Below are 22234 nucleotides of genomic sequence, written 5' to 3'. Positions count from 1 at the left end.
CGGTGGTCCGCGCGCAGGCAATGGGTGCCGCGCAATGCACTACCTAACGCGTCTACGGTTGCGTAACCACGCCCCCGTCGCCAAAAGTGTGAACCGTGCCGCCAGATCCCGGTGGCGCGGACGACTTGATCGAGACGAAGGAACAACCGGTGGGCCATTACCGCAGCAACGTGCGCGACCTCGAGTTCAACCTGTTCGAATCGCTCCGGCTCGGCGATGTGCTCGCCACCGGCACCTTCGGCGATCTCGATAGCGACACCGTCCGCGAGATCCTCACCGAGGCCGCGCGGCTCGCCGAGGGGCCCATCGCTGACCCCTTCGCCGATGCCGACCGCAACCCGCCCGTCTTCGACCCGTCCACCCATAGCGTCGAGCTGCCTGCGAGCCTCGTCAAGGCCATCAAGACCTGGCACGAGGCCGAGTACTTCCGTATCGGCCTCGACCCCGCGATCGGCGGAGAGCCCGCTCCCTCCATGCTCGGCTGGGCCATCAAGGAACTCATCCTCGGTGCCCAGCCCACCGCCTACATGTATCTCGCCGGGCCCAAGGGGGCTGACATCTTCCACGGCATCGGCAACGAGCAGCAGAAGCGCTGGGCGAAGCTCGCCGTGGACCGCAACTGGGGCGCCACCATGGTGCTGACCGAGCCTGATGCTGGCTCCGACGTTGGCTCGGGCCGCACCAAGGCCACCGAGCAGCCCGACGGCACCTGGCACATCGACGGCGTCAAGCGCTTCATCACCTCCGCCGACTCGGGCGACCTCTTCGAGAACATCATGCACATGGTGCTCGCGCGGCCCGAGGGCGCGGGCCCCGGCACCAAGGGTCTCTCGCTGTTCCTCGTGCCCAAGTACCACTTCGACCCCGAGACCGGCGAGCCCGGTGAGCGCAACGGCGTCTTCGTCACCGGCGTCGAGCACAAGATGGGCATCAAGGCCTCCGCCACCTGCGAGCTGACGTTCGGCCAGCACGGCACCCCCGCCGTCGGCTGGCTCGTCGGCGACGTGCATGACGGAATCGCCCAGATGTTCCGCGTCATCGAGGAAGCTCGCATGATGGTCGGCACCAAGGCCATCGCGACGCTCTCCACCGGCTACCTCAACGCCCTCGACTACGCCAAGCAGCGCGAGCAGGGCGCCGACATGACCCAGATGACCAACAAGGACGCCCCGCGCGTCACCATCACCCACCACCCCGACGTGCGTCGCTCGCTGATGCTGCAGAAGTGCTACGCCGAGGGGCTGCGTGCCGTGTACCTCTACACCGCAGCCCACCAGGACCCCGCCGTCGCCGAGATAGTCTCCGGCGCCGACGAGCAGATGGCCGCGCGCGTCAACGACTTCCTCCTGCCCATCGTCAAGGGCGTCGGCTCCGAGCGCGCCTACCAGTTGCTGTCCGAATCGCTCCAGGTGCTCGGTGGCTCCGGCTTCCTGCAGGACTACCCCGTCGAGCAGTACATTCGCGACGCCAAGATCGACTCCCTCTACGAGGGCACCACCGCCATCCAGTCGCAGGACTTCTTCTTCCGCAAGATCGCCCGCGACCAGGGCGTCGCCGTCGGTCACATCGCCGGGCAGATCACAGCGTTCCTTGACAGCCCCGAAGCCGACGAGCGCCTCGCTCAGGGGCGCGACCAGCTGCGCGCTGCCCTCGAGGACGTGCAGGCGATGCTCGGCGTCATGTTCGGTCACCTCATGGGAGCCAAGGACGAGCCCGGCAACCTCTACACCATCGGGCTCGGCTCGGTGCGGCTGCTCATGGCGGTCGGCGACCTCATCATCGGCTGGCAACTGCTCCGCCACGCCGAGATCGCCCACGCCGCGATCGACTCCGGCGCGCGCGATACCGCCTTCTACCAGGGCAAGATCGCGAGCGCGCGATTCTTCGCCGCCAACGTGCTCCCGATGATCTCGGCCACCCGCTCGGTGCTCGCGAGCCTCGACAACTCGATCATGGAGCTCGACGAGGCCGCGTTCTAGCCGACTGCCCTGGACGCCCCTGCCTCTAACCTCGCGCGTACTCCGCGTGCAGGTGATGGGTCAGGGGCGTCTCGGCATGCGCCATCCACATGTCGAACACCAGGCGATCTCCGTCGAGCACCAGCTTGCGACGTACATCATGGACGGGCTTTGCCTCCACCGACCGCTCGATGCGCACCGGATGGAACTCCAGCACGCCTTCGTGCCAGCGCGTCGCATGGATCTCGGTGAACCCGGTCGGCTGGCTCAGCAACCACTCGATGCTGCCCGACGGGGTGCGACGCAGGTAGCCGCACTCGGTGTGCATGGGTTGCTCGGTCCGCAGGTTCCAGGTGCGGGAGCGATAGAACAGGAACGGCTTGCCACCCGACGGCACGAGCTCGATCTCCTCGCGATAGTCGAACTCCTCGATGGTGGGGTAGTGGCCATGGCCGGTGCCATGCCATGTCCCAGCGAGGGCGGCGAGCTCGTGAAGCGGATCGGTGGGGCTGGTCATCGTCATCTCCCAGGGGCTGGTCGGGGGCCTGCCTCGAGGGTATCGACTCGACCGGGTGGTGCGGGCGGGGTGCGGCGGTTCGGTGCGCGGTCAGTCTGGTTCGGGCCGCGGTTCGCCCCGCTCGAGCCTGCGCGAACCCGCTCGAACCCGCTCGAACCCGCGAGAGTGCGAAAAACGACAGCTCCCGTAAGGAAACGTGTCGTTTTTCGCACAATCATCCGCGTGAAGAGCCCGCACCCGCGCTAGGGACCCGCGCCCGCGCGCTAGGCCCCCGGACCCCTACACCGACAGGACGTGCTCGGCGTAGCGGGCGACGGCGAGCACGAGGTCGTCGGAGTGGCGGGGGCCGACGATCTGCAGGCCGACGGGCAGCCCAGCCTTGGTGGTGCCGACGGGGATGCTGATGGCGGGCTGCTGGGTCATGTTGAACGGATAGCTGAACTGGGTCCACTGCGCCCAGGACTTCATCCCGCTGTCCGGGGGCACGTCGTGGCCGGCCTCGAAGGCGGTGATCGGCATGGTCGGGGTGATGAGCAGGTTGTGGATGTTGTGGAAGTTACCCATCGTGATGCCGAGCTGGGCGGCGACGGCGCGCGCCTCGAGGTACTCGACCGCGCTGTAGCTGTTGCCGGCGTCCCAGACCTTGCCGAGCTCGGGGTCGACCTTGTCGCGCGATCCCTCGGGGAACCCGGCGAGCAGGGCGGCGGCACCGGCGGCCCAGAGCAGCTCGAACGCCTCGAGGGGGTCGCTGAACCCAGGATCGGTCTCGGTGACGGGCAGCCCGGCCTCGTCGAGCTGGCGCACAGCGGCATCGACGAGGCTGGCGACCTCGGGGTCGACGGTGATGTAGCCGAGGTTCTTGGAGTAGGCGACGCCGAGCCCGCGGACGTCGCGGTTCATCTGTCCGCGATAGGTGGTGAAGGTGGGTCCGAGGTAGGTGGGGTCGCGGGGGTCGGGCAGGGACATGATGTCCATCAGCAGGGCGGTGTCCTCCACCGTGCGGGTCATCGGTCCGCCGTGCGCGAGCGGCCCGAACGGGCTCGCGGGGTACATCGGGATGCGCCCGTGGGTGGGCTTGAAGCCGACGATGCCGCAGAACGAGGCCGGGATGCGGATGCTGCCCCCGCCATCGGTGCCGACGGAGCAGGGGCCGAGGCCCGCGGCGACCGCGGCGGCGCTGCCCCCGGAGGAGCCTCCGGCTGTCTTGCTCGGGTCGGCGGGGTTGCGGGTGATGCCGGTCAGGGGGCTATCGGTGGTGGCCTTCCAGGCGATCTCGGGCGTGGTGGTCTTGCCGACGAAGACCATGCCGTCCTCGCGCAGGCGCGCGGTGATGGGGCTGTCGGTGATCCATTCCTGGTCGGGGTCGATGCACTGCGAGCCGCGCAGGGTGGGCCAGCCCTTGGTGAGGAAGATGTCCTTGATGGAGATGGGCACGCCGTCGAGCAGGCCCTTGACGTGTCCGCGGCGGTAGCGCTCCTCGGACTGCTTGGCCTGCTTGAGGGCACGCTCGCTGTCGACGAGGCAGAACGAGTTGATCTCTGGGTCGCGCGCGTCGATGGCGTCGAGCACGGCCTGCGTGGCCTCCACCGGGGAGAGCGAGCCCGCGGTGTAGGCGGTGACAAGCTCGGTGGCGGTCAGCTCTGTGGGGTTCATGCGTGCTCCTTAGCCCGGGACGTAACCACGTTCTTTGTCAACGATATTCAGAAGCTCGGCTCCGCGCGTCCAGCGCTGGAAGTTCTCGACGAACAGGCTGGTGAGGTCATCGCGCCACCCGACGACATCGCCGGCGTTGTGCGGGGTGATCATTACGTTGTGGAGCTCCCAGAGCGGGTGGTCGGTCGGTGGCGGCTCGGGATCGGTGACGTCGAGCGCGGCTCCGGCGATGGTGCCGTCGCGCAGCGCGGCGACGAGGTCGTCGGTGACGGTGAGGTCGCCGCGGCCGACGTTGATGAAGCGGGTGGTGGGCTTCATGGCGGCGAACATCTCCGCGTTGAACATGTGGCGGGTCTGCGGGGTGCTCGGCGCGATGGAGACGACGTAGTCGGCGGTGGCGAGCGCGGCGGGGAGGTCCTCCTGCGCGATGATGGTGCCGAGGTCGGGGTCATTGTCGCGGGCGCGTCGGCCGGAACCTGTGACCTTCATCCCAGCGGCGCGCAGGAGGCGCCCGATGGCCCGGCCGATGGGGCCGGTGCCGACGACGATGACATGCTTGCCGGCGATGCGCTCGGACTCGCGGTGCTGCCATTCGCGCTCCTGCTGCAGGCGCAGGGAGCCGGGGAAGTCCTTCGCGAAGGAGAGGATCTGCCCGAGGACGTACTCGGCGATGTGCGGGTCGAAGATGCCGCGCGAGTTGGTGACCACGACGTTGCTGGCAGAGAGATCGTCGAACATGAAGCGCTCGACGCCCGCGGAGGCGATGTGGATCCATTCGAGGGCGTCGGCCTCGGGCCAGGCCTCGGGCACGGCATGGCTGAAGAAGTCGTAGGCGAAGAGGATGCGCGCGCCAGGGAGGTTCTCGGGGAGTTCCTCGGCGGTGGTGTAGCGGAGGGTGGCGTGCTCACGGACTGGGGCGAGGAGGTCCTCGTCGGGCCGGGTGTCGCCGTGGAGGACCGTGATGATGGGGTTCTCGGTCACGTTGACACCGTATGAGGCACTCGTATGATTGTCAACAATCTGCTTAAATGCAGAAGGAACACCACCGAGTGAAGGCGAGGGCCCGTGTTGGAACTCAACCTCCCCGACTTCGAAGGCCCCATCGCGCAGCGCGGGGTCGGCATCATCGCGCCCTTCGACATGGCCCTCGAGCGCGAGCTCTGGCGCTGGCTGCCCCTCGAGGTCAGCCTCCACCAGGCGCGCACGCCCTACGAGGACGTTGAGGTCAGCTGCGCCATGGCCGAGCTCGTCTCCGACACCAAGCTCATCAAGGCCGCTACCCGCGACATCATGCATGTCGAGCCCGAGGTCGTCGCCTACATGTGCACCTCCGGCAGCTTCGTCAACGGCGTCAAGCACGAGCGGATGCTCCGCGAAGCCATGCTCGAGGCAGGCGCCCCCGACGCCATCACCACCAGCGGAGCACTCGCCGAGGCGCTCGAGCACCTCAACCTGCGCCGCATCTCCGTCATCACCCCGTACGACGCCCCCCTCACCGAGCGGCTCCACGACTTCCTCGGAGAGCTCGGCGTCGATGTCCTCAAGTCCGACCACCTCGGCCTCGGCGGCGGCATCTGGAAGGTCAACTACCGCACCATCGCCGAGCGCATCGTCCAGGCCGACACCCCGGAGTCCGAGGCCATCTTCGTCAGCTGCACCAATCTGCCCACCTACGACCTCATAGAGCCGCTCGAGAACCACCTCAACAAGCCCATCCTCACCGCCAACCAGCTGTCCATGTGGGCCTGCCTCGGCCACATGAAGCTACCCATGATGGGGCCCGGCAAATGGCTCCGCGACGTATTCCAGGGAGAGTGAATGAGCACCACCACCGCCGCCACCGCGCTCGGCTTCATCTACCCGGACCACGCCGCCGAGGACGACTACCCGCTCGCCGAGAACCTGCTCCGCGAGGCTGGGGCCGACGTCGCGCTGCGGGTCGAGCACATCTACGGCACTGATCTGCACGCCGTCCCGGAGCTGCTCGATCTCGGCAGCCCGGACAAGCTCGCCCACGGTGCCAGCCTGCTGGCCGATGCCCAGCCTGCTGCGGTCATCTGGGCCTGCACATCCGGCAGCTTCGTCTACGGGCCCGACGGTGCTCCAGGCCAGGTCGAGGGGCTCGCGCAGGCAGCAGGAACGGCAGCGTCGTCGACCAGCTACGCGTTCGTCCATGCGGCCCGGTCGCTCGGGATCACCAGGGTCGCGGTCGCCGCGAGCTATCCCGATGATGTCGCTCGGTTGTTCGTGGAATTCCTCGCTGCGGCGGGCATCGAGGTGGTGCGCATGTCCAGCGCGGGTATCGATACCGCCGCCGAGGTTGGTACCCTCGCCCCCGACCAGGTCCTGGATCTCGCTACGTCCAACGACCACGCCGATGCCCAGGCCCTGCTGATCCCGGACACGGCGATGCACACCATTGGAGTGCTGCCCCGCCTCGAGTCCACGCTCGGCAAGCCCGTCCTCACCGCCAACCAGGTGACCATCTGGGAAGCACTGCGCCTGGCCGGGATCACGGCGGTGCAGCCCGCGCTCGGAACGCTGTTCCAGGAAAGGCCCCACCATGACGATGTTCGATCTTGAACCCGTCGCCCGGCAATCCACGGCGGAACTGATCGCCGACCGGCTCCGCATCGCCATCATGAGGGGCGCGCTCGCACCAGGCGCGCAGCTCGGCGAGGCAGACCTCGCCGCCTCGTTCGATGTCTCCCGCGGCCCCGTCCGCGAGGCCATGCAACGACTCGTCTCCGAGGGGCTGCTGCACAGCATCCGCCACCGCGGCATCTTCGTCATCGAGCTGACGATGGACGACATCGAGGATGTGTACTTCGCGCGCGCGGCCATCGAGAGGGGCGCGCTGTGCCGCATCCTCGACGGTCGGCGCGAGGCCACCCACGCCGCGCTCGGACCGGCGGTGGAGATGATGCGATCGGCCGCCGACCGGGGCGATGCGGCCGCTGTATCGGACGCCGACCAGCAGTTCCACGAGGTCCTCGTGCAGAGCTCCGCCAGCCCGCGGCTCGTGCGTGCCGCCCGGACCCTGCTCATCGAGACCCGCATGTGCCTCGGCGCGCTGCAAACAACCTATGCCGATGTCCATGAGCAGGTCACGGAGCATTCTTGCCTGCGCGACGCCATCGGGGCCGGGCCGCCGGAGATCGCGTACCAGTTGCTCGCCCACCACATGGCGGATGCCGTGACGCGGCTGCGCCTCCAGCGAGCCAGCGTCAGCGAGACGTCGGCATAGCGACGAGGGACGCCGCGCAGCTCGTGCCATCGAGGAACGCGCCATCGTCGCTCGTGCCCGGGCAGCGCAGCTGCACGCCGGGATCGATATAGGCCTGATGCCGGTCGAACGGTGACATCCCGTCGGCACCGGTGACATTGCCCGCGTCCGCCGGATCGCTGGCCGGGTCGCAGACCGAATCACCAGGGATGCACACCGAGATCACCCGCGGGTTGCTGGCCATCCAGCCGTCCTGCCCGAAGCCGCTCAGCGGAACCATGCGGAAGATGCCCTCGCCCCGCTCGGCGCCCGCCGTGATCGTCGATTGCGCTGCCGAGCGGCTCGGATCGCCGAACAGCACGATCCGCGTCACCAGTCCGAACGCGTCCGTGCCCTGTCCCTGCTCGGTGGCCAGGGCGGTGTTGATGACATCGGCGCCCTGCGAGACGCCCGCCACCACCACTTCGGTGCCACTGTCTCCGCATGCCGCGCTGATCTGCTCGAGGGCGCCTCGCAGGTTCGCCGCGCCCGCATCCACCGAATCCCGGTACACCATCGGGTAGAGCAACAGTCCCTCGCCCACCCGCACCGCCGGATAGTCGATTCCGAAGCCAGCGGGCACGGACTCGCCCGACCGTGCCCGGTAGGTGCCGAAGGACTCGAAGAACGCGTGCACGGTTGGCCCCATGCCGAGCCCCTCGGTGCCCTCCGGGTACACGACGCTTCCCGGCGCAGTGGTGGCGGCCGCGCCCTTCGGCGGCTCGTTCGACCCGCGCACCCCGAGCACATAGGTATCGGCGCACGACTCGCCGATCATCGCGTCGAGTTGCTGCCCGGGGGCTGTTGGTTCTGGCTCATCGTCGCTGACCTGCGCCGCGGCCGAGGGGCTGGCTGCCATCATCGCGCCGATAGCAAGCACGGCGGTCCGTGTGGCGCAGCGCCGGATCCGGCCGCGCGGCGGTGTGGCCTCGGTCCGCGGGCCGCGCCAGTCAGTGATGGGGAGCATTGCGCCCCATTATCCAGGAGGCTACCGGGGATGATGCTGAGGATTCTCCGAGAATTCCGACTCCCGGACTAGCACAGGTCCGCTAGCACAGGTCCGCTAGCGCAGGCCCGGCAGCAGGCTCGTCCAGCGGGTGCCACTCGGCTCTGCCCGATCTGGCAACGACTCGTCCGGGGCGGCGAGCGCGGTGGGAATCGCGAGATAGGTCGGGCTCGAGCGGCCTGGCAGGGTATGCCGATCGATGACCTTCCAGTGGTTCGATTCCGTCGACGATGCGGCGGCGATCGCGCTGCCGGAGGCGACGACCCCGGCCGATTGCCACCGCGCGTGCTCCCCGAGCAGCGCCGCCTCGTTCACCGGGTCGCCTACCACCATGTACTTCGCCCGGTCCGCGGAGCCGATGATCGCGGCGATGACGTGGCCATAGGAGATGCCGATGCCCGCGCGCGGCGAGAAATGGCCGAGCCTGTCCGTGAGCCGTCGCGCGGTGGCCAGCGCGCTGCCCGCCGGATCCTCGAGAGAATCGGGCGCGCCGAAGATGACCAGGGCCGCGTCGCCGGAGAACTTGTTGACGAACCCGCCGCCCTGCCGGGCTTCCTCGACCACGATGGCGAAGATCTCGTCGAGCAGCGCGACCACCTCCTCCGGCGGCCGATGCTCGGCCACGCTGGTAGGCCCCGCCAGATCGATGCACATCGCAGCTACGGCGTGATGGGTCCGGTGCTGACTAGCTGGTGATTCCAGCACATGCCGGGCCAGCTGCTGGCCGAGGTGGCGATCGAACAGGTCCCGCAGGCGGGTGCGCTCGCGCAGCCCGCGCGACATGGAATTGAACCCCGTCTGCAGGTCGCCGAGCTCGGTGCCATCGAAGACAGGGACCTGCGCCTCGAGGTCGCCGGACTCGATCCGGGCCATGCCGTCGCGCACTACTCTCACCGAGGCGACCACCGAGGCTGCGGCCAGCACCGCGAGCAAGGAACCGAACACCAGCACGACCCCGCCAGTCGCCAGGATCGCGAACGCCAGCGTGCCGCGGTCGAGATCGTCGTGCAGCAATGCCTCGGCAGCGATCACCATGAGGGAGACCACCGGTACCGCGGTGCCGACGATCCAGCCGAGGAGGAACCGCAAGCTGATCCTGCCCGTGGTCTTCCTCGCAGCCGGGTTCGCCGCGAGCGCCTTGGCCACGGTGGGGCGCAGCGCGAACTCGCTGAGCAGGTACACCATCACGCTCACCACCACGCTCGTCCCGCCGGCGGTCAGCGCGACCCGGATGCCGACAGAGCCGTCGACCGAGCCGTACCCGAGCGCGAACAGGACCGTGCCGAGGATCCAGAGCGCGGCCTGGATCACGGTCAGGCGCCACGGCATCGCGAGCGCGGATCGCTGCTGGGCATCATTCGGCACCGTGCCCTCGATCGCCCACCGCAGCTCGCGGGTGGCCCGCTGCGTCGCGAACAGGCCGCCCACGAGGAACGCCGCGATCAAGTACGTCGGCACCGCGATGAAGTTCAGCTCCGCGAAGCGCGGAGCGAATACCATCGGGCCGGGCACCACCAGCGTCAGGTAGGCGATCACGCTCGCTACCCCCACGCCGTTGGCGACGAGCAGGAGCGCTGTGAGCAGCAATTGGATGCGCAGCCGGTCGCGCGGATGCTCGGCAGGATCCCCAAGGAGCCACGATCCGGGCACGACGGACGGGGGAGTGTTCATGAAGCGCGGAGCATTCTGATCGGGTGATCCTTCGCGATAGGGCGGAAGTGTCGTCACCTTGATTGTCGCTAGCGAGGGCCAGAAAGTTTCATCCGCAAGTAAAGGATGCGCTGAGGTGTTCGCCATGTCGGGGCGAGGGAGTGAGCGGGGTCACTGCGAGGCTGGAGGGGGATGAGTGCCCCCGACAGGAATCGAACCTGTGGCCTGGACTTTAGGAGAGTCCCGCTCTATCCGACTGAGCTACGAGGGCGTGCGCGGCGCGCGGGAAAGAGTGTACCGCGAGGGCGGGCGGGCTCGCACGCGCGACCCGGAGCGCTGGTGTCGACGGGGGAAGCGGCCGTGTGTCCGTTTCCGCGCGGCCCGAGCGGTGTTACACCACGTGAACAAGTGTCCCGCCTAGTAGTGCATCGGCGATTGTGACAACGAACCTTGTCGCATAAGTGCTCGTCATTTCGGGTTTCCGTTGTCTAGACTCAGCAGGGCGTGAACACAGTGGCGCATATCGTCAACGCTGGGTGAAGAACCGGGCCAGAGAGGCCCAGAGGGACAGTTGGGGATAGAAGTGAGCAACTTGCAATCGATGAATCCTGTGCGACCGACCGTGGACATGCTGCGTCGCAACGAGATCTGCTCGCGCATCCTGGACGCTGCGGAGGAGTGCCTGATGCAGTCTGGCTTCCGCGCCCGGGTGCACGCCGCGATCGCCAAGCGCGCTGGCCTGTCACGACCCACCGTCTACAAGTACTTCGGCGACCAGACCGCCATCATCGAGGCCCTGTTCGAGCGTGAGGTCAATAGCTTCCTCAATCGGTTGCGCCCGGTCATCGAGGGTGGCACCCACGCGAAGGCGCGGCTTGTCGACAGTGTCGTCTTCGTCGTGAGCTATGCCCGCGAGCATGAGCTGCTGCAGAAGTCGCTCAAGGAGGATCCGCAGGTCGTGACGCACCTGCTGACCTCGCAGGGGCAGCCCCTCATCGAGCGGGTCGCCGCGTTCATGTCGCCGTACTTCACGCGCGGCGACGCGGCCGAGATGGATGAGCGTGCCCTCGTTCCGATGGCGGAGTGGATCTACCGCGTCGTCACCTCGTTGATCACCACGCCCGGCGTTGTCGATACCGAGAGCCCCGAGAAGCTGCGCGTGTTCGTCACCGAGCTGATGGAGCTGCCGAGCCTCAGTGGCGCGCTCGAGGCACGCCCGGTTCGCGAGCCCGGAGCAGCCACGCTCGGGTAGCCGCGGGACGGCTTCACGCCAGGCCTGGACCGTCTGGCAGGGTGATCGCCATGCGGACACTACTTGTCATCGGTATCGGCGCGGGGGATCCTGGGCAGCTCACCCTCCAGGCCATCGACGCGATCAAGCGGGCCGATGTATTCCTCATCGTCGACAAGGGCGAGGCCAAGCGCGACCTCGTGGACCTGCGGCGCGCCCTGCTCGCCACGCACCGTCCCGACGCGGGCTACGAGGTCGTCGAGCTCGAGGATCCGCCGCGCGACCGGGCCCCCGATGATTACGAGCATGCTGTTCTGGACTGGCATGCCCGCCGAGCGGCGCTTTTCGCCGACACCATCGCCGCGACGGTGCCCGAGCACGGCACGGGTGCCTTCCTCGTGTGGGGCGACCCCACCCTCTATGACAGCATCCTGCGCATTCTTGAGCAGGTGCAGCACGACGCCCGCGTCCCTCTCGCCGTGGAGGTCGTTCCTGGCATCACCAGCGTCCAGGCGCTCGCCGCGCGGCACCGCATCCCTCTCAATCGCATCGGGGAGGCGATCCACATCACCACGGGCCGCCAGCTCTCGCAGGGATTGCCGCCGGGGGTCGCCAACGCGATCGTCATGCTCGACGCGCGCCACAGCTACGCCGCCCTCGAGGAGCGCGAGCCCGGCGCCTGGCACATCTGGTGGGGCGCCAACCTTGGCACCCGCTCCGAGCAGCTCGTCTCCGGACCTATCGCCGAGGCTGCACCGGCGATCGCGCGGGCCCGCGAGGCCGCTCGGGATGCTGCGGGCTGGGTGATGGACACCTACCTCGTGCGGCGGGACGAACCAGCAGCCCTGCCAAGCTAGAACAGGGCAGAGGGACCGCCGGGGATGCCCAGTCCTGGTTCGTTGCTGTCCCAGCTCTGCGGCACGAGCCCCCACTTCTCCAGTTCCTTGATGACCAGCGAGCGCAGGCCCCGCGAGGTGGGGAAGCGCACCGGGTCCACGCCGTTGACGGCCAGGGTGTAGTGGTCGCCATTGCGCAGCAAGCAGGCGTCGATCACCAGCCGCCCGGCGAGCGCTTCCTCGGCGGGGAACCTCGGGTGGGCGGCCCGCGCCGCGCTGGAGGCCACCGGATACTTGCCGAGATGGGTGAGCGACTCGGGCAGCGTGCCGACGTGCGACGCGACTGCTTCGGTGATCGAGCTCGAGCTCGTTAGCTTGGTGGCCACCCGATCAGGGACGATGTTGAGCGTGGCGAGCGGGAACCCGGCTGGGCGCGCCGCCTCGGGGATCGTGCTCGCGGAGGTCCGCTGGAACGCCTCGCGGGCCTGGTCCCGCAGCAGGAACAGCTCGCCGTAGCGGCTGCCGCGAGGCGCCCACGTGATGGTCGACAACGTCAGTGCATTGGACCGCATCGGTGCGCCGGTGGCTTCGTCGCCAGAGGTATCGAACGGCATGCCGATCGTCACTGGCTCGTGGAGGCCCTTCGCGCCACTGCTGTACATGAGGTTCGACACGACGCACACCAGCAGGCTGTTGGGCGTTCCGTTGGAGCGGGCCGCGACCGCATCCCACTCGCTGGCCATCACGTCGATGATGGTCGTCGCCTCCCGCCAATGGGCCGGCAGCTGGCCCGATCCAGCGATGGTGGCGGCCCGCTTGCGGCGCAGCACGTCCACCCGGTTGCGGCGCATGTGCCGGACGATCTCATCGCGATTGGTGCCCTGCACGAAGATCGCGTAGAAGGCAAGCAGCGATCCGATGAGGAACTGCCAGTACTGGGTGGCAGCATCGCGCAGCTCGTTGCCGAGCGACCGGCGCCGCACGAGGCCCGCGCGACTCTCCTGCTTTCCCGTGACAGCAGCGTCGAGGGCAGCGATGAGGCCACGAGCGTCGGTCAGGGCATGCGAGCACACCAGCGAGATGATCGTGCCACCATCGTCGATGCGGGCCACACTGAGCTCCCAGCCAATGCCATGCTCGGGATTGAGCCGGGTGAGGGTGCGCTCATCGGCCCACTCGATGACCCGGTCGCGCGGGATGGCATGGCGCGTGTAGTGGATGGGCGCGATGCTCGAGCCCAGAGCCCAGTAGTGACGAGCACCTGGGACGAGGGGCTTGATGACGCGCCGATTGAGCGGCCCGCTGGCCAGCCGGCGATGCAGCTGCGACAAGGTGGTCTCGTCGACTGTCTCGTCGAACATCCAGATCCCCTGCATGACCACCGGCATGCCGTGGCCGCGGTGGGTCCGCAGGAAATGCATATCGACGAGGCTCAGGTAGGTGCCTCCGTCACCGGCGAGCGCCATCAGCGGCCGCGCCAGGACCGGTAGCGGGCGATCAGGGCCTCGGTGGAGCCATCGATATCGCTGCCGTGCGTGTCCGCGGTGGCGCCAGTGATGCGTGGCAGAAGCTCCTTGGCCTGGGTCTTGCCAAGCTCGACGCCCCACTGATCGAACGGATTGATGCCGCACACGGTGCCCTGGACCAGTACCTGGTGCTCGTAGAGGGCGATGAGCTGCCCGAGCACTGATGGAGTGAGCCGGGGCGCGAGGATGGTGGTGCTGGGCCGGTTGCCGGGCATGACCTTGTGCGGGACCAGGCTCGGCTCGGTGCCATCGGCGGAGATCTCCTCGGCGGTGCGCCCGAGCGCGAGCACCTGCGACTGCGCGAGGAAGTTTGCCATGAGCAGGTCATGCATGCTGGATCCGTCATCGGTGAGCAGGTCGTCGGTGGGCTCGGCGAAGCCGATGAAGTCGGCGGGCACGAGCCGGGTGCCCTGGTGGAGCAACTGGTAGAACGCGTGCTGCCCGTTGGTGCCGGGCTCGCCCCAGTAGATCTCCCCGGTGCTGCCGTCGACCGCGGTGCCGTCGAGGCGCACTGATTTCCCGTTGGACTCCATGGTGAGCTGCTGCAGGTAGGCAGGGAAGCGGGCGAGATCGTTGGAGTAGGGGAGCACCACGCGGGACTGCGCGCCGAGGAACTCGCTATTCATCACGCCGAGCATCCCGAGCACGACGGGAGCGTTGCGCGCCAGAGGGGCCTCGCGGAAGTGCTGATCTATCAGGTGCATGCCGGCCAGGAACTCGCCGAACCGCTCGCGGCCGATGCGCAGCATGAGCGATAGCCCGATAGCCGAGCCCACCGAGTAGCGGCCGCCCACCCAGTCCCAGAAGCCGAACATGTTGGTGGTGTCGATGCCGAACGCGGCCACCTTCTCGGCGTTCGTGGAGACCGCCACGAAATGCCGCGCCACCGCCGAGTCGTCGCCGCCGAGCCCCTCGATGAGCCAGCGCCGGGCGACCTGCGCGTTCGACAGGGTCTCGAGCGTGGAGAAGGTTTTCGACGCGATGATGAACAAGGTCCGGGCGGGGTCGATCCTCGCGAGCACCGTGGTGAGGTCCGCGGGGTCGACGTTGGAGACGAAGTACGCGGTGATCCCAGCGTCGGAATAGTGGCGCAAGGCCTCGCTGGCCATCGCGGGACCGAGGTCGGATCCGCCGATGCCGATATTGACGACAGTGGTGAGGCGCTCGCCCGTGGCGCCGCGATGCTCGCCGGAGCGCACCCGATCGGTGAAGCCCCCCATGCGGTCGAGCACCTCATGCACCTCGGCGACCACATCGGTGCCGTCGACGATCAGGCTCGCGGAGCGGGGCAGGCGCAATGCGGTATGCAGCACGGCGCGGTCCTCGGTGGTGTTGATCCGCTCGCCGCGGAACATCGCGTCGCGCTGGCCGGTGACGCCCGCCGCGTCCGCGACGGAGGACAGCAGGGACAGCCCAGTCGCGTCGACGCGCTGCTTCGCGTAATCGATGTGCAGGTCGCCCGCGCTGATCCGCATGGTCGCGGCGCGATCCGGCTCGGCGGCGAACAGCTCGCGCAGCGTGCGCGCCCGCACGGTGGGCATGTGGCTCGCCAGCGCGTTCCACTGAGGGGTGCCACGCACTGGCCGTGGCGCGCGCGGGATGGAAACGTCCTGCTCTTCGGGGGTGTGCGTCACCGTGCGCTCCTCGGGGTCTCGTCTGGTCCCGTGCGATCGAGCCTAGACGGTGCGCGACGAGGCTTCAGCGCAACGTGGCTAGCGATCCCGGCCGAGGCGTCCGCGGCCGAGCCGCAGCAGCAGCATCGCGAGGGTGTGGCCCTCGGGGCCGAGCTCGCTGAACCTCTCGATGACCCGCATCTCGCGGTTGTGCACGAGCCGGGGCCCTCCGGAGGCCATCCGCACCTGCCCGATGATGCGGGAGACCTCCGTGCGCCGCTTGATGGCACGGAGGATCTGCGCGTCGAGATCATCGATCTCCTTGCGCAGCTCGTCGATATCGGGCGCGGTGCCCTCGACGGTCGGCTCGCTCGACCCATTCATCGGTGGAGTGTGGTCGGGCGGTGGCATCGTCAACGTCTATCCCCTGTCCTGGCGTCTGTCGAGCTGCCCGGGCTCGTGGCCCGGCGCTCGCGTAGCCCTTTGATTCTGCCACGTCGTTCGCCCGGTTCTCCCCGATCGTGGCGCGGCGGGCGCGCGTGGTGGGCGTTGTCGGTGCACGGCCTTATCCTGGTTGGGTCCGCGACGAGCAGCACGGCATGGGGTGAGGAACATTCTTTCTGGTACAGGCCAGCACGGGTGGGGCAGCAGCGCGACCGGGTCGGCTGGGCAATGGCCCGCCGGGGCGATGCCCTCCACGCCTATGACGCAGCCGGGAGCGGGCGGCGATGCGGTGGGGCAGAGCGCGGTGGGGCAGATCCTCGAGGGCCTCAACCCCGCGCAGCATGAGGCCGTCGTCCATGCGGGCACGCCCCTGTTGATCGTGGCGGGCGCTGGCTCGGGCAAGACGGCGGTGCTGACCCGGCGCATCGCCTACCTCCTCGCGCACCGGGGCGCGCGGCCCTCGGAGATCCTCGCGATCACCTTCACCAACAAGGCTGCTGCCGAGATGCGCGAGCGCGTCGCGGCGCGCATCGGGCCCGTGGGGGCCAGCATGTGGGTGGCGACGTTCCACTCCACCTGCGTGCGCATCTTGCGGTCCCAGGCCGGGCTGGTCGATGGGCTCAATACCAACTTCTCCATCTACGACGCTGATGATTCGCGCCGGCTGCTCGGCATGATCGCCAAGGATCTCGAGCTCGACGTGCGCCGATTCACCCCCCGCTCCCTGGCCGGGCAGATCTCCAACCTCAAGAACGAGCTGATCGATCCCGCTCGTGCTGCCGATGATGCCGAGAGCGCTCCGGGCGAGCTGCCGCGTGTGGTGGCCCGCGTCTACGGCATCTACCAGCGGCGCCTGCGCGAGGCGAACGCGGTGGACTTCGACGATCTGATCAGCGAGACGGTGCGGCTGCTCCAGCAGTACCCCGATGTCGCCGCCTACTATCACCGGCGGTTCCGGCACATCCTCGTCGACGAGTACCAGGACACCAACCACGCGCAGTACGTGCTCGTGCGCGAGCTGTGCGGGGCCGGCACCAACAAGACGGACGGCATCGCCTCTGCTGAGCTGTGCGTGGTGGGCGACGCCGACCAGTCGATCTATGCCTTCCGGGGCGCGACGATCCGCAACATCATCGAGTTCGAGCGCGACTTCACGGATGCGACGACCATCCTGCTCGAGCAGAACTATCGCTCCACCCAGAACATCCTGACCGCCGCGAACTCGGTGATCGCCCGCAACGAGGGGCGGCGGCCCAAGAAGCTGTGGACCGATGCCGGGGCGGGCGAGCTGATCGTCGGCTACGTCGCCGACAACGAGCATGACGAGGCCACGTTCGTCGTTTCCGAGATCGACCAGCTCACCGATGCTGGTGAGCTCGACTACTCCGATATCGCCATCTTCTACCGCACCAACAATTCCTCCCGCGCCCTCGAGGAGATCCTCATCCGGCACGGAATGCCGTACAAGGTCGTGGGCAGCGTGCGGTTCTACGAGCGCAAGGAAGTCCGCGACATCGTCGCCTACCTGCGGGTGCTGGCCAACCCGGATGACACGGTGAGCCTGCGGCGGATCATCAACACGCCGCGCCGCGGCATCGGTGATCGTGCCGTGGCGTGCGTCTCGGTGCATGCCGAGCAGCGGGGGGTCGGCTTCGGCGCCGCTCTTGGCGAGGCGGCTGCGGGCAAGGTCGCCCTGCTCGGCACGCGGGCCCAGCGAGCGATCGGCGGGTTCGTGGAACTGCTCGATGAGCTGCGGGCTCCGCTCGCCGCCGATCGTGATGGCTCCGGCGATGGACCTGCCAGCGGCGACGATCTGGACCTAGGTCGGCTCGTCGAGATGATCCTGGACCGCACCGGCTACCGGGCCGAGCTCGAGGCCAGCAACGATCCCCAGGACGGGGCCCGGCTCGACAACCTCAACGAGCTCGTCAGCGTGGCCGCCGAGTACAGCCACGAGTCGATGCGGCTGCGCGCCGAGGGCGTCACCGCCGCCGAGGGCGAGCCCGAGCCCGGCACCCTGGCAGCATTCCTCGAGCGGGTATCGCTGGTCGCGGATTCCGACCAGATCCCCGAGTCCGATTCCGGTGTCGTCACGCTCATGACGCTGCACACCGCGAAGGGGCTCGAGTTCCCGGTCGTGTTCGTCACGGGGTGGGAGGACGGCCAGTTCCCGCACATGCGCTCGCTGGGCAACAATGATGAGCTCTCCGAGGAGCGGCGCCTCGCCTATGTCGGCATCACCCGCGCGAAGCAGCGCCTGTACCTGACGCGGGCGGTCACCCGGTCCGCGTGGGGGCAGCCCACCGCGAACCCCGAGTCCCGGTTCCTCCAGGAGATCCCCGAGCAGCTGATCGACTGGCGGCGCCTGGCTCCGAGCCCTGCCAGCCAGTTCGGCAGCGCCCAGCTCGGAGCCAGCCACTTCGGGGCCGGGCAGTTCGGCGGGAGCCAGGGAGGCTGGGGGCAGCGCGGGGCAGGCCAGGGCGGCTGGTCCTCGCGCGGTGGAACGGACAAGCCGACCGAGGCGGCTCCGTCCCTGCCCCGGGCGCGGCAACGGCGCCCCATGCTCGAGCTCTCCGTCGGCGACCGCGTCAGTCATGACTCGTTCGGTCTCGGTACCGTCGTCAGCACCGAGGGCAACGGTGCGATGACCCGGGCGACCATTGACTTCCGTGGCGCCGGGACGATGACGCTGATGCTCGCCGGCGGCGTGCCCATGGTGAAGCTCTAGCTCGTGGCGAAGCTCTAGGCCTGCGCGCAGCGCGAGGGGCGCGTGCCCCGGGAATGGCACGCGCCCCTTGTGCTGCTCTGAATGCTAGGTCATGCCTAGCGGATGTCTCAGCTGTTGCCGAAGACGTTGACGCCCTTGCTGGAGAGCCAGCCGATGGGATCGATCTTCTGGTCGCCGTTGATCCACACCTCGAAGTGCACGTGCGGGCCGGTGGAGAAGCCGCGGTTGCCCATCGTGGCGATCTGCTGGCCGGCCTCGACGCGCTGGCCGACCGACACGGTGTTGGTGTCGTTGTGGCCGTAGACGGTGACGGTGCCGTCATCGTGGCGGACACGGACCCACAGCCCGAAGCCCGCGGCAGGACCGGAGTCAATGACCTCGCCACCAGCGACGGCGACGATCGGGGTGCCGATCGGTCCGGCGATATCGATGCCACCGTGGAGGGTGCCCCAGCGCTGGCCGAAGGTGGAGGTCAGCACGCCGATGGCGGGCAGCTGGAACAGCGGCTGGCGCAGCGCGGCCTCGCGGGCGGCACGCTCATCGCTGAAGCGCTGCGCGGTGGCGAGCTGCTGGGCGAAGGCGGAGGGATCGAGTGCCCGGTTGACGTTGAGCACCTGCACGGTGCCGGCGGGGGCACTGGCCTCGGCGGCCACGAGGTCGATGTTGTCGTTCGCGGCGCTCGAGGCGGCGAAGGTGATGTCGTTCGCCCCGGCCGTGGTGTCGGAGAGAAGCACGGCCTGCCCGCCGATCACGGAGGCGCCGATGGTGACGATCGCGAGGGCCATCCGGCCCTTGGGGGAACGCTTCTGGGCATGGGTGTTCAGTGTGGTGCGCAGCATGGGGTATCCAGAAAGGGGTGCGAATCCCTCGGGTCGGTTCCGCCACGGTCTCGCTCAAGACCGCGGTGTCATCCCGGTTGATGACGCCAGCGGCGGTGATGCTTGCCGCTGGTGCACGTTCTCTGTTCTCTTCCGCGGGGCCTTGTGCCTGTCGGGGCGCCCCGTGGTCGTGATCAGATCGTGACTTTCACTGATGAAAAGGTAACGAAACGGTTGCGACGCTTGCAAGCATTTGCGGCCTGCGGGGGCTCTATTGAGAGCGCACTCACAGCGCTGCGTCGCAAAAGCCCAGTTTGCGGCAGTGCAGGGGATATTTAGCCAAGCAAATGGTCCCACTATTTGGAACGCAGTTGGCTGCTAGCTAGCACTCGGGACGATATCGGCACCTAGCGTGGTCGCCGCCCCGCTTGCCGCCCCGCACCCCCTCGCGAGTGTGCGAATAACGACTGCCTCCGCGCTGAAGCTCGTCGCTTTTCGCACACTCGTCGCTCCGCGCACCTACTGCCCGTGGCGTGCCCCCGCCCCCTGCGCCAGCAAGCGCCTCACGATGACCCCCCGCCCCTGGTGAACCCGGCCGGGGCCCCTGATCGACCACCGAAAAACGCCATAACGTCACGATTCGTGGACCCGCGCGATAGGTTGGATTCGCCTAGGGCGTGACGTAGCGCACGTCCGGGCCATGCCTGTGCCACGCGCGCACATGGCCTGGACTAAGGTCCGACTTGGCTCGCCCCAACCCGGGTGAGCGTCACAGTAAATGAGACGGTGAGCACATGGATCTCTTCGAATACCAAGCGAAAGAGCTTTTCGCGAAGCACGGAGTCCCCACCACACCGGGGCGCGTCGCGGACACAGCTGAGGAAGCCGAGCAGGTCGCCGCGGAAATCGGCAAACAGGTCGTGGTCAAGGCCCAGGTGAAGGTCGGCGGCCGTGGCAAGGCCGGTGGCGTCAAGCTTGCTACCGACGCCGCTGATGCCCGCGCCAAGGCCGAGGACATCCTCGGTCTCGATATCAAGGGCCACATTGTCAAGAAGCTCCTCGTCGCCGAGGCCAGCGACATCGCCGAGGAGTACTACATCTCCTTCCTTCTCGACCGCACCAACCGCACCTTCCTCGCGATGTGCTCGAAGGAAGGCGGCGTGGAGATCGAGCAGGTCGCCGTCGAGAACCCCGACGCTCTCGCCAAGGTGCCCGTGGACGCCACCGAGGGCGTCAGCCTCGAGTTCGCCCGCCAGATCGCCGAGCAGGGCAAGCTGCCCGCCGAGGTCCTGGACGCGGCCGCGGAGACCATCGCCAAGCTGTGGGAGACCTTCGTCGCCGAGGACGCGCTCCTCGTCGAGGTCAACCCGCTCGTGCGTACCCCCGATGACCAGATCCTCGCCCTCGACGGCAAGGTCACCCTCGATACCAACGCCGACTTCCGGCAGCCCGACCACGAGCAGTTCGTCGACGCCGACGCCGCGGACCCCCTCGAGGCCAAGGCCAAGGAGAAGGGCCTCAACTACGTCAAGCTCGAGGGCGAGGTCGGCATCATCGGCAACGGTGCCGGACTAGTCATGTCCACCCTCGACGTCGTTGCCTACGCCGGCGAGGACTTCGGTGGCGTCAAGCCCGCCAACTTCCTCGACATCGGTGGCGGCGCCTCGGCCGAGGTCATGGCCAACGGTCTCGACGTCATCCTCGGCGACCCGAGCGTCAAGAGCGTGTTCGTCAACGTCTTCGGTGGCATCACCGCCTGCGACGCGGTCGCCAACGGCATCGTCAAGGCCCTCGAGATCCTCGGTGACGAGGCGAACAAGCCGCTCGTGGTGCGCCTCGACGGAAACAATGTCGAAGAGGGTCGACGTATCCTCGACGAGGCCGCGCACCCACTCGTGCAGCAGGTCGACACCATGGATGGCGCGGCAGCCAAGGCCGCCGAGCTCGCTGCAGCGGCAAAGTAAAGGGGAACGAAGACAATGGCTATTTTCCTTACCAAGGACAGCAAGGTCATCGTCCAGGGCATCACCGGGGCGGAAGGCACCAAGCACACCCGCCGCATGGTTGCCTCGGGCACCAACATCGTCGGCGGCGTCAACCCGCGCAAGGCCGGTAGCGACGTCGACGGCATCCCCGTCTTCGCCTCCGTCAAGGAAGCGATGGAGAAGACCGGCGCGGACGTCAGCGTCCTGTTCGTGCCCCCGGCCTTCACGAAGGCTGCCGTCATCGAGGCCATCGACGCGGAGATCCCCCTCGCGGTGGTCATCACCGAGGGCGTGCCGGTGCACGATTCCACCGAGTTCTGGGCCTACAACCAGAAGAAGGGCGGCAAGACCCGCATCATCGGGCCGAACTGCCCCGGCATCATCAGCCCCGAGCAGTCCAATGCCGGCATCATCCCCGCCAACATCACCGGTGCCGGCAAGATCGGTCTCGTGTCGAAGTCCGGCACCCTGACCTACCAGATGATGTTCGAGCTCGCCGACTTCGGCTTCACCACCTGCGTCGGCATCGGTGGCGACCCCGTCATCGGCACCACCCACATCGACTGCATCCAGGCATTCGAGGATGATCCCGACACCGAGCTGATCGTGATGATCGGTGAGATCGGTGGCGACGCCGAGGAGCGCGCAGCCGACTACATCAAGGCCAACATCACCAAGCCCGTCGTCGGCTACGTCGCCGGGTTCACCGCACCCGAGGGCAAGACGATGGGCCACGCCGGCGCCATCGTCTCCGGCTCCTCCGGCACCGCGCAGGCCAAGAAGGACGCCCTTGAGGCCGCGGGCGTGAAGGTCGGCAAGACGCCGTCCGCCACCGCGGAGCTCGCGCGCGCGATCCTCGAGAACAAGTGACCCTCTAGCGCTGGGTCCTCGGACGCCGCGGTACTGCGACTCGCAGGCCGCGGCGTCCGTGCGTTCGCGGTCGGCGTGGTGATGCCCCCGGCGAGTGTGCGGCCTGCCCCGGCGAGTGTGCGAGAAGCGACAGC

The 22234-nt window shown here is 68.1% G+C and carries 18 protein-coding genes and 1 tRNA gene; 9 read left to right on the top strand and 10 right to left on the bottom strand.

The window, feature by feature from the left end; genetic code table 11:
* Positions 1-149: 149 nt before the first annotated feature.
* Entirely contained in the window at positions 150-1979 is a 1830-nt protein-coding gene (locus FXO18_RS10885) for an acyl-CoA dehydrogenase (RefSeq protein WP_149361309.1), read from the top strand.
* A gap of 25 nt (positions 1980-2004) precedes the next feature.
* Here the strand turns inward: FXO18_RS10885 and FXO18_RS10880 are convergent, their stop codons facing one another.
* The 3 genes from FXO18_RS10880 to FXO18_RS10870 all read right to left on the bottom strand — a co-directional run bounded on the left by FXO18_RS10880 (position 2005) and on the right by FXO18_RS10870 (position 5109).
* Positions 2005-2475, bottom strand: coding sequence for an FABP family protein (locus tag FXO18_RS10880; RefSeq protein WP_235900609.1), 471 nt, complete (start codon positions 2473-2475; stop codon positions 2005-2007).
* Positions 2476-2754: 279 nt separating this feature from the next.
* Positions 2755-4128: an amidase gene (locus tag FXO18_RS10875; RefSeq protein ID WP_149361127.1), complete on the bottom strand. Its 1374-nt coding sequence runs from the start codon at positions 4126-4128 to the stop codon at positions 2755-2757.
* Positions 4129-4137: 9 nt separating this feature from the next.
* A complete protein-coding gene (locus tag FXO18_RS10870; RefSeq protein WP_149361126.1) occupies positions 4138-5109 on the bottom strand; it encodes a D-2-hydroxyacid dehydrogenase in 972 nt (323 codons plus the stop codon).
* 87 nt (positions 5110-5196) lie between these two features.
* On the opposite strand from FXO18_RS10870, the gene FXO18_RS10865 reads away from it, so the two are divergent.
* From FXO18_RS10865 to FXO18_RS10855, 3 genes are read left to right on the top strand one after another with little or no spacing between them, the layout of a single operon-like run.
* Complete coding sequence (locus tag FXO18_RS10865) at positions 5197-5946, top strand: maleate cis-trans isomerase family protein (RefSeq protein ID WP_149361308.1); 750 nt, start codon at positions 5197-5199, stop codon at positions 5944-5946.
* Positions 5947-6711, top strand: a complete 765-nt coding sequence (locus FXO18_RS10860) for a maleate cis-trans isomerase family protein (RefSeq protein ID WP_149361125.1) — start codon at positions 5947-5949, stop codon at positions 6709-6711.
* Positions 6692-7375 carry a GntR family transcriptional regulator gene (locus FXO18_RS10855; protein ID WP_149361124.1) on the top strand — a complete coding sequence of 228 codons (684 nt, stop codon included), beginning with the start codon at positions 6692-6694 and terminating at the stop codon, positions 7373-7375. The genes FXO18_RS10860 and FXO18_RS10855 overlap by 20 nt, the downstream gene beginning before the upstream one ends.
* Here the strand turns inward: FXO18_RS10855 and FXO18_RS10850 are convergent.
* The 3 genes from FXO18_RS10850 to FXO18_RS10840 all read right to left on the bottom strand — a co-directional run bounded on the left by FXO18_RS10850 (position 7356) and on the right by FXO18_RS10840 (position 10320).
* The gene (locus FXO18_RS10850; protein ID WP_149361123.1) at positions 7356-8360 is read right to left on the bottom strand and encodes a cutinase family protein; all 1005 of its coding nucleotides are present in this window, start codon (positions 8358-8360) and stop codon (positions 7356-7358) included. The two genes, FXO18_RS10855 and FXO18_RS10850, sit on opposite strands and share 20 nt — an antisense overlap.
* Before the next feature lie 96 nt (positions 8361-8456).
* Entirely contained in the window at positions 8457-10070 is a 1614-nt protein-coding gene (locus FXO18_RS10845; protein WP_187774314.1) for an adenylate/guanylate cyclase domain-containing protein, read from the bottom strand.
* Positions 10071-10246: 176 nt separating this feature from the next.
* Positions 10247-10320, bottom strand: a tRNA-Arg gene (locus FXO18_RS10840).
* A 312-nt stretch (positions 10321-10632) separates the two neighbouring features.
* Between FXO18_RS10840 and FXO18_RS10835 the strand changes: the two genes are divergently transcribed.
* Positions 10633-11301, top strand: a complete 669-nt coding sequence (locus FXO18_RS10835) for a TetR/AcrR family transcriptional regulator (RefSeq protein WP_149361121.1) — start codon at positions 10633-10635, stop codon at positions 11299-11301.
* A 50-nt stretch (positions 11302-11351) separates the two neighbouring features.
* Positions 11352-12137, top strand: coding sequence for a precorrin-6A synthase (deacetylating) (gene cobF, locus FXO18_RS10830; RefSeq protein WP_149361120.1), 786 nt, complete (start codon positions 11352-11354; stop codon positions 12135-12137).
* Here the strand turns inward: cobF and FXO18_RS10825 are convergent.
* The 3 genes from FXO18_RS10825 to FXO18_RS10815 all read right to left on the bottom strand — a co-directional run bounded on the left by FXO18_RS10825 (position 12134) and on the right by FXO18_RS10815 (position 15639).
* Entirely contained in the window at positions 12134-13582 is a 1449-nt protein-coding gene (locus tag FXO18_RS10825) for a hypothetical protein (RefSeq protein WP_149361119.1), read from the bottom strand. The genes cobF and FXO18_RS10825 overlap by 4 nt on opposite strands.
* A complete protein-coding gene (gene pgi, locus FXO18_RS10820; protein WP_268884961.1) occupies positions 13582-15222 on the bottom strand; it encodes a glucose-6-phosphate isomerase in 1641 nt (546 codons plus the stop codon). Before pgi ends, FXO18_RS10825 begins: the two co-directional genes overlap by 1 nt.
* A 132-nt stretch (positions 15223-15354) precedes the next feature.
* Entirely contained in the window at positions 15355-15639 is a 285-nt protein-coding gene (locus FXO18_RS10815; protein ID WP_149361118.1) for a chorismate mutase, read from the bottom strand.
* Between the two features lie 319 nt (positions 15640-15958).
* On the opposite strand from FXO18_RS10815, the gene pcrA reads away from it, so the two are divergent.
* The gene (pcrA, locus tag FXO18_RS10810; RefSeq protein WP_149361117.1) at positions 15959-18427 is read left to right on the top strand and encodes a DNA helicase PcrA; all 2469 of its coding nucleotides are present in this window, start codon (positions 15959-15961) and stop codon (positions 18425-18427) included.
* Between the two features lie 107 nt (positions 18428-18534).
* Here pcrA and FXO18_RS10805 read toward each other — a convergent pair whose 3' ends face one another.
* Positions 18535-19266, bottom strand: coding sequence for a M23 family metallopeptidase (locus FXO18_RS10805; RefSeq protein WP_149361116.1), 732 nt, complete (start codon positions 19264-19266; stop codon positions 18535-18537).
* 773 nt (positions 19267-20039) lie between these two features.
* Between FXO18_RS10805 and sucC the strand changes: the two genes are divergently transcribed.
* Positions 20040-21209, top strand: a complete 1170-nt coding sequence (gene sucC / locus FXO18_RS10800; protein WP_149361115.1) for an ADP-forming succinate--CoA ligase subunit beta — start codon at positions 20040-20042, stop codon at positions 21207-21209.
* 15 nt (positions 21210-21224) lie between these two features.
* Entirely contained in the window at positions 21225-22100 is an 876-nt protein-coding gene (gene sucD, locus FXO18_RS10795; RefSeq protein ID WP_149361114.1) for a succinate--CoA ligase subunit alpha, read from the top strand.
* The last annotated feature ends 134 nt before the right edge of the window (positions 22101-22234 follow it).

The sequence above is a fragment of the Lolliginicoccus suaedae genome, from assembly GCF_008312885.1.
Lineage (GTDB): Bacteria > Actinomycetota > Actinomycetes > Mycobacteriales > Mycobacteriaceae > Lolliginicoccus > Lolliginicoccus suaedae.
Note: the sequence above shows the minus strand (reverse complement) of the source record. Positions and strands in the feature narration are given on the sequence as shown.

Coding starts and splice junctions, on each gene's coding strand:
- FXO18_RS10880 (WP_235900609.1), bottom strand. CDS start 2,475: ATGACCAGCCCCACCGATCCGCTTCACGAGCTCGCCGCCCTCGCTGGG.
- FXO18_RS10875 (WP_149361127.1), bottom strand. CDS start 4,128: ATGAACCCCACAGAGCTGACCGCCACCGAGCTTGTCACCGCCTACACC.
- FXO18_RS10860 (WP_149361125.1), top strand. CDS start 5,947: ATGAGCACCACCACCGCCGCCACCGCGCTCGGCTTCATCTACCCGGAC.
- FXO18_RS10855 (WP_149361124.1), top strand. CDS start 6,692: ATGACGATGTTCGATCTTGAACCCGTCGCCCGGCAATCCACGGCGGAA.
- FXO18_RS10850 (WP_149361123.1), bottom strand. CDS start 8,360: ATGCTCCCCATCACTGACTGGCGCGGCCCGCGGACCGAGGCCACACCG.
- FXO18_RS10845 (WP_187774314.1), bottom strand. CDS start 10,070: ATGAACACTCCCCCGTCCGTCGTGCCCGGATCGTGGCTCCTTGGGGAT.
- cobF (WP_149361120.1), top strand. CDS start 11,352: ATGCGGACACTACTTGTCATCGGTATCGGCGCGGGGGATCCTGGGCAG.
- FXO18_RS10825 (WP_149361119.1), bottom strand. CDS start 13,582: ATGGCGCTCGCCGGTGACGGAGGCACCTACCTGAGCCTCGTCGATATG.
- FXO18_RS10815 (WP_149361118.1), bottom strand. CDS start 15,639: ATGAATGGGTCGAGCGAGCCGACCGTCGAGGGCACCGCGCCCGATATC.
- pcrA (WP_149361117.1), top strand. CDS start 15,959: ATGACGCAGCCGGGAGCGGGCGGCGATGCGGTGGGGCAGAGCGCGGTG.
- FXO18_RS10805 (WP_149361116.1), bottom strand. CDS start 19,266: ATGCTGCGCACCACACTGAACACCCATGCCCAGAAGCGTTCCCCCAAG.
- sucC (WP_149361115.1), top strand. CDS start 20,040: ATGGATCTCTTCGAATACCAAGCGAAAGAGCTTTTCGCGAAGCACGGA.
- sucD (WP_149361114.1), top strand. CDS start 21,225: ATGGCTATTTTCCTTACCAAGGACAGCAAGGTCATCGTCCAGGGCATC.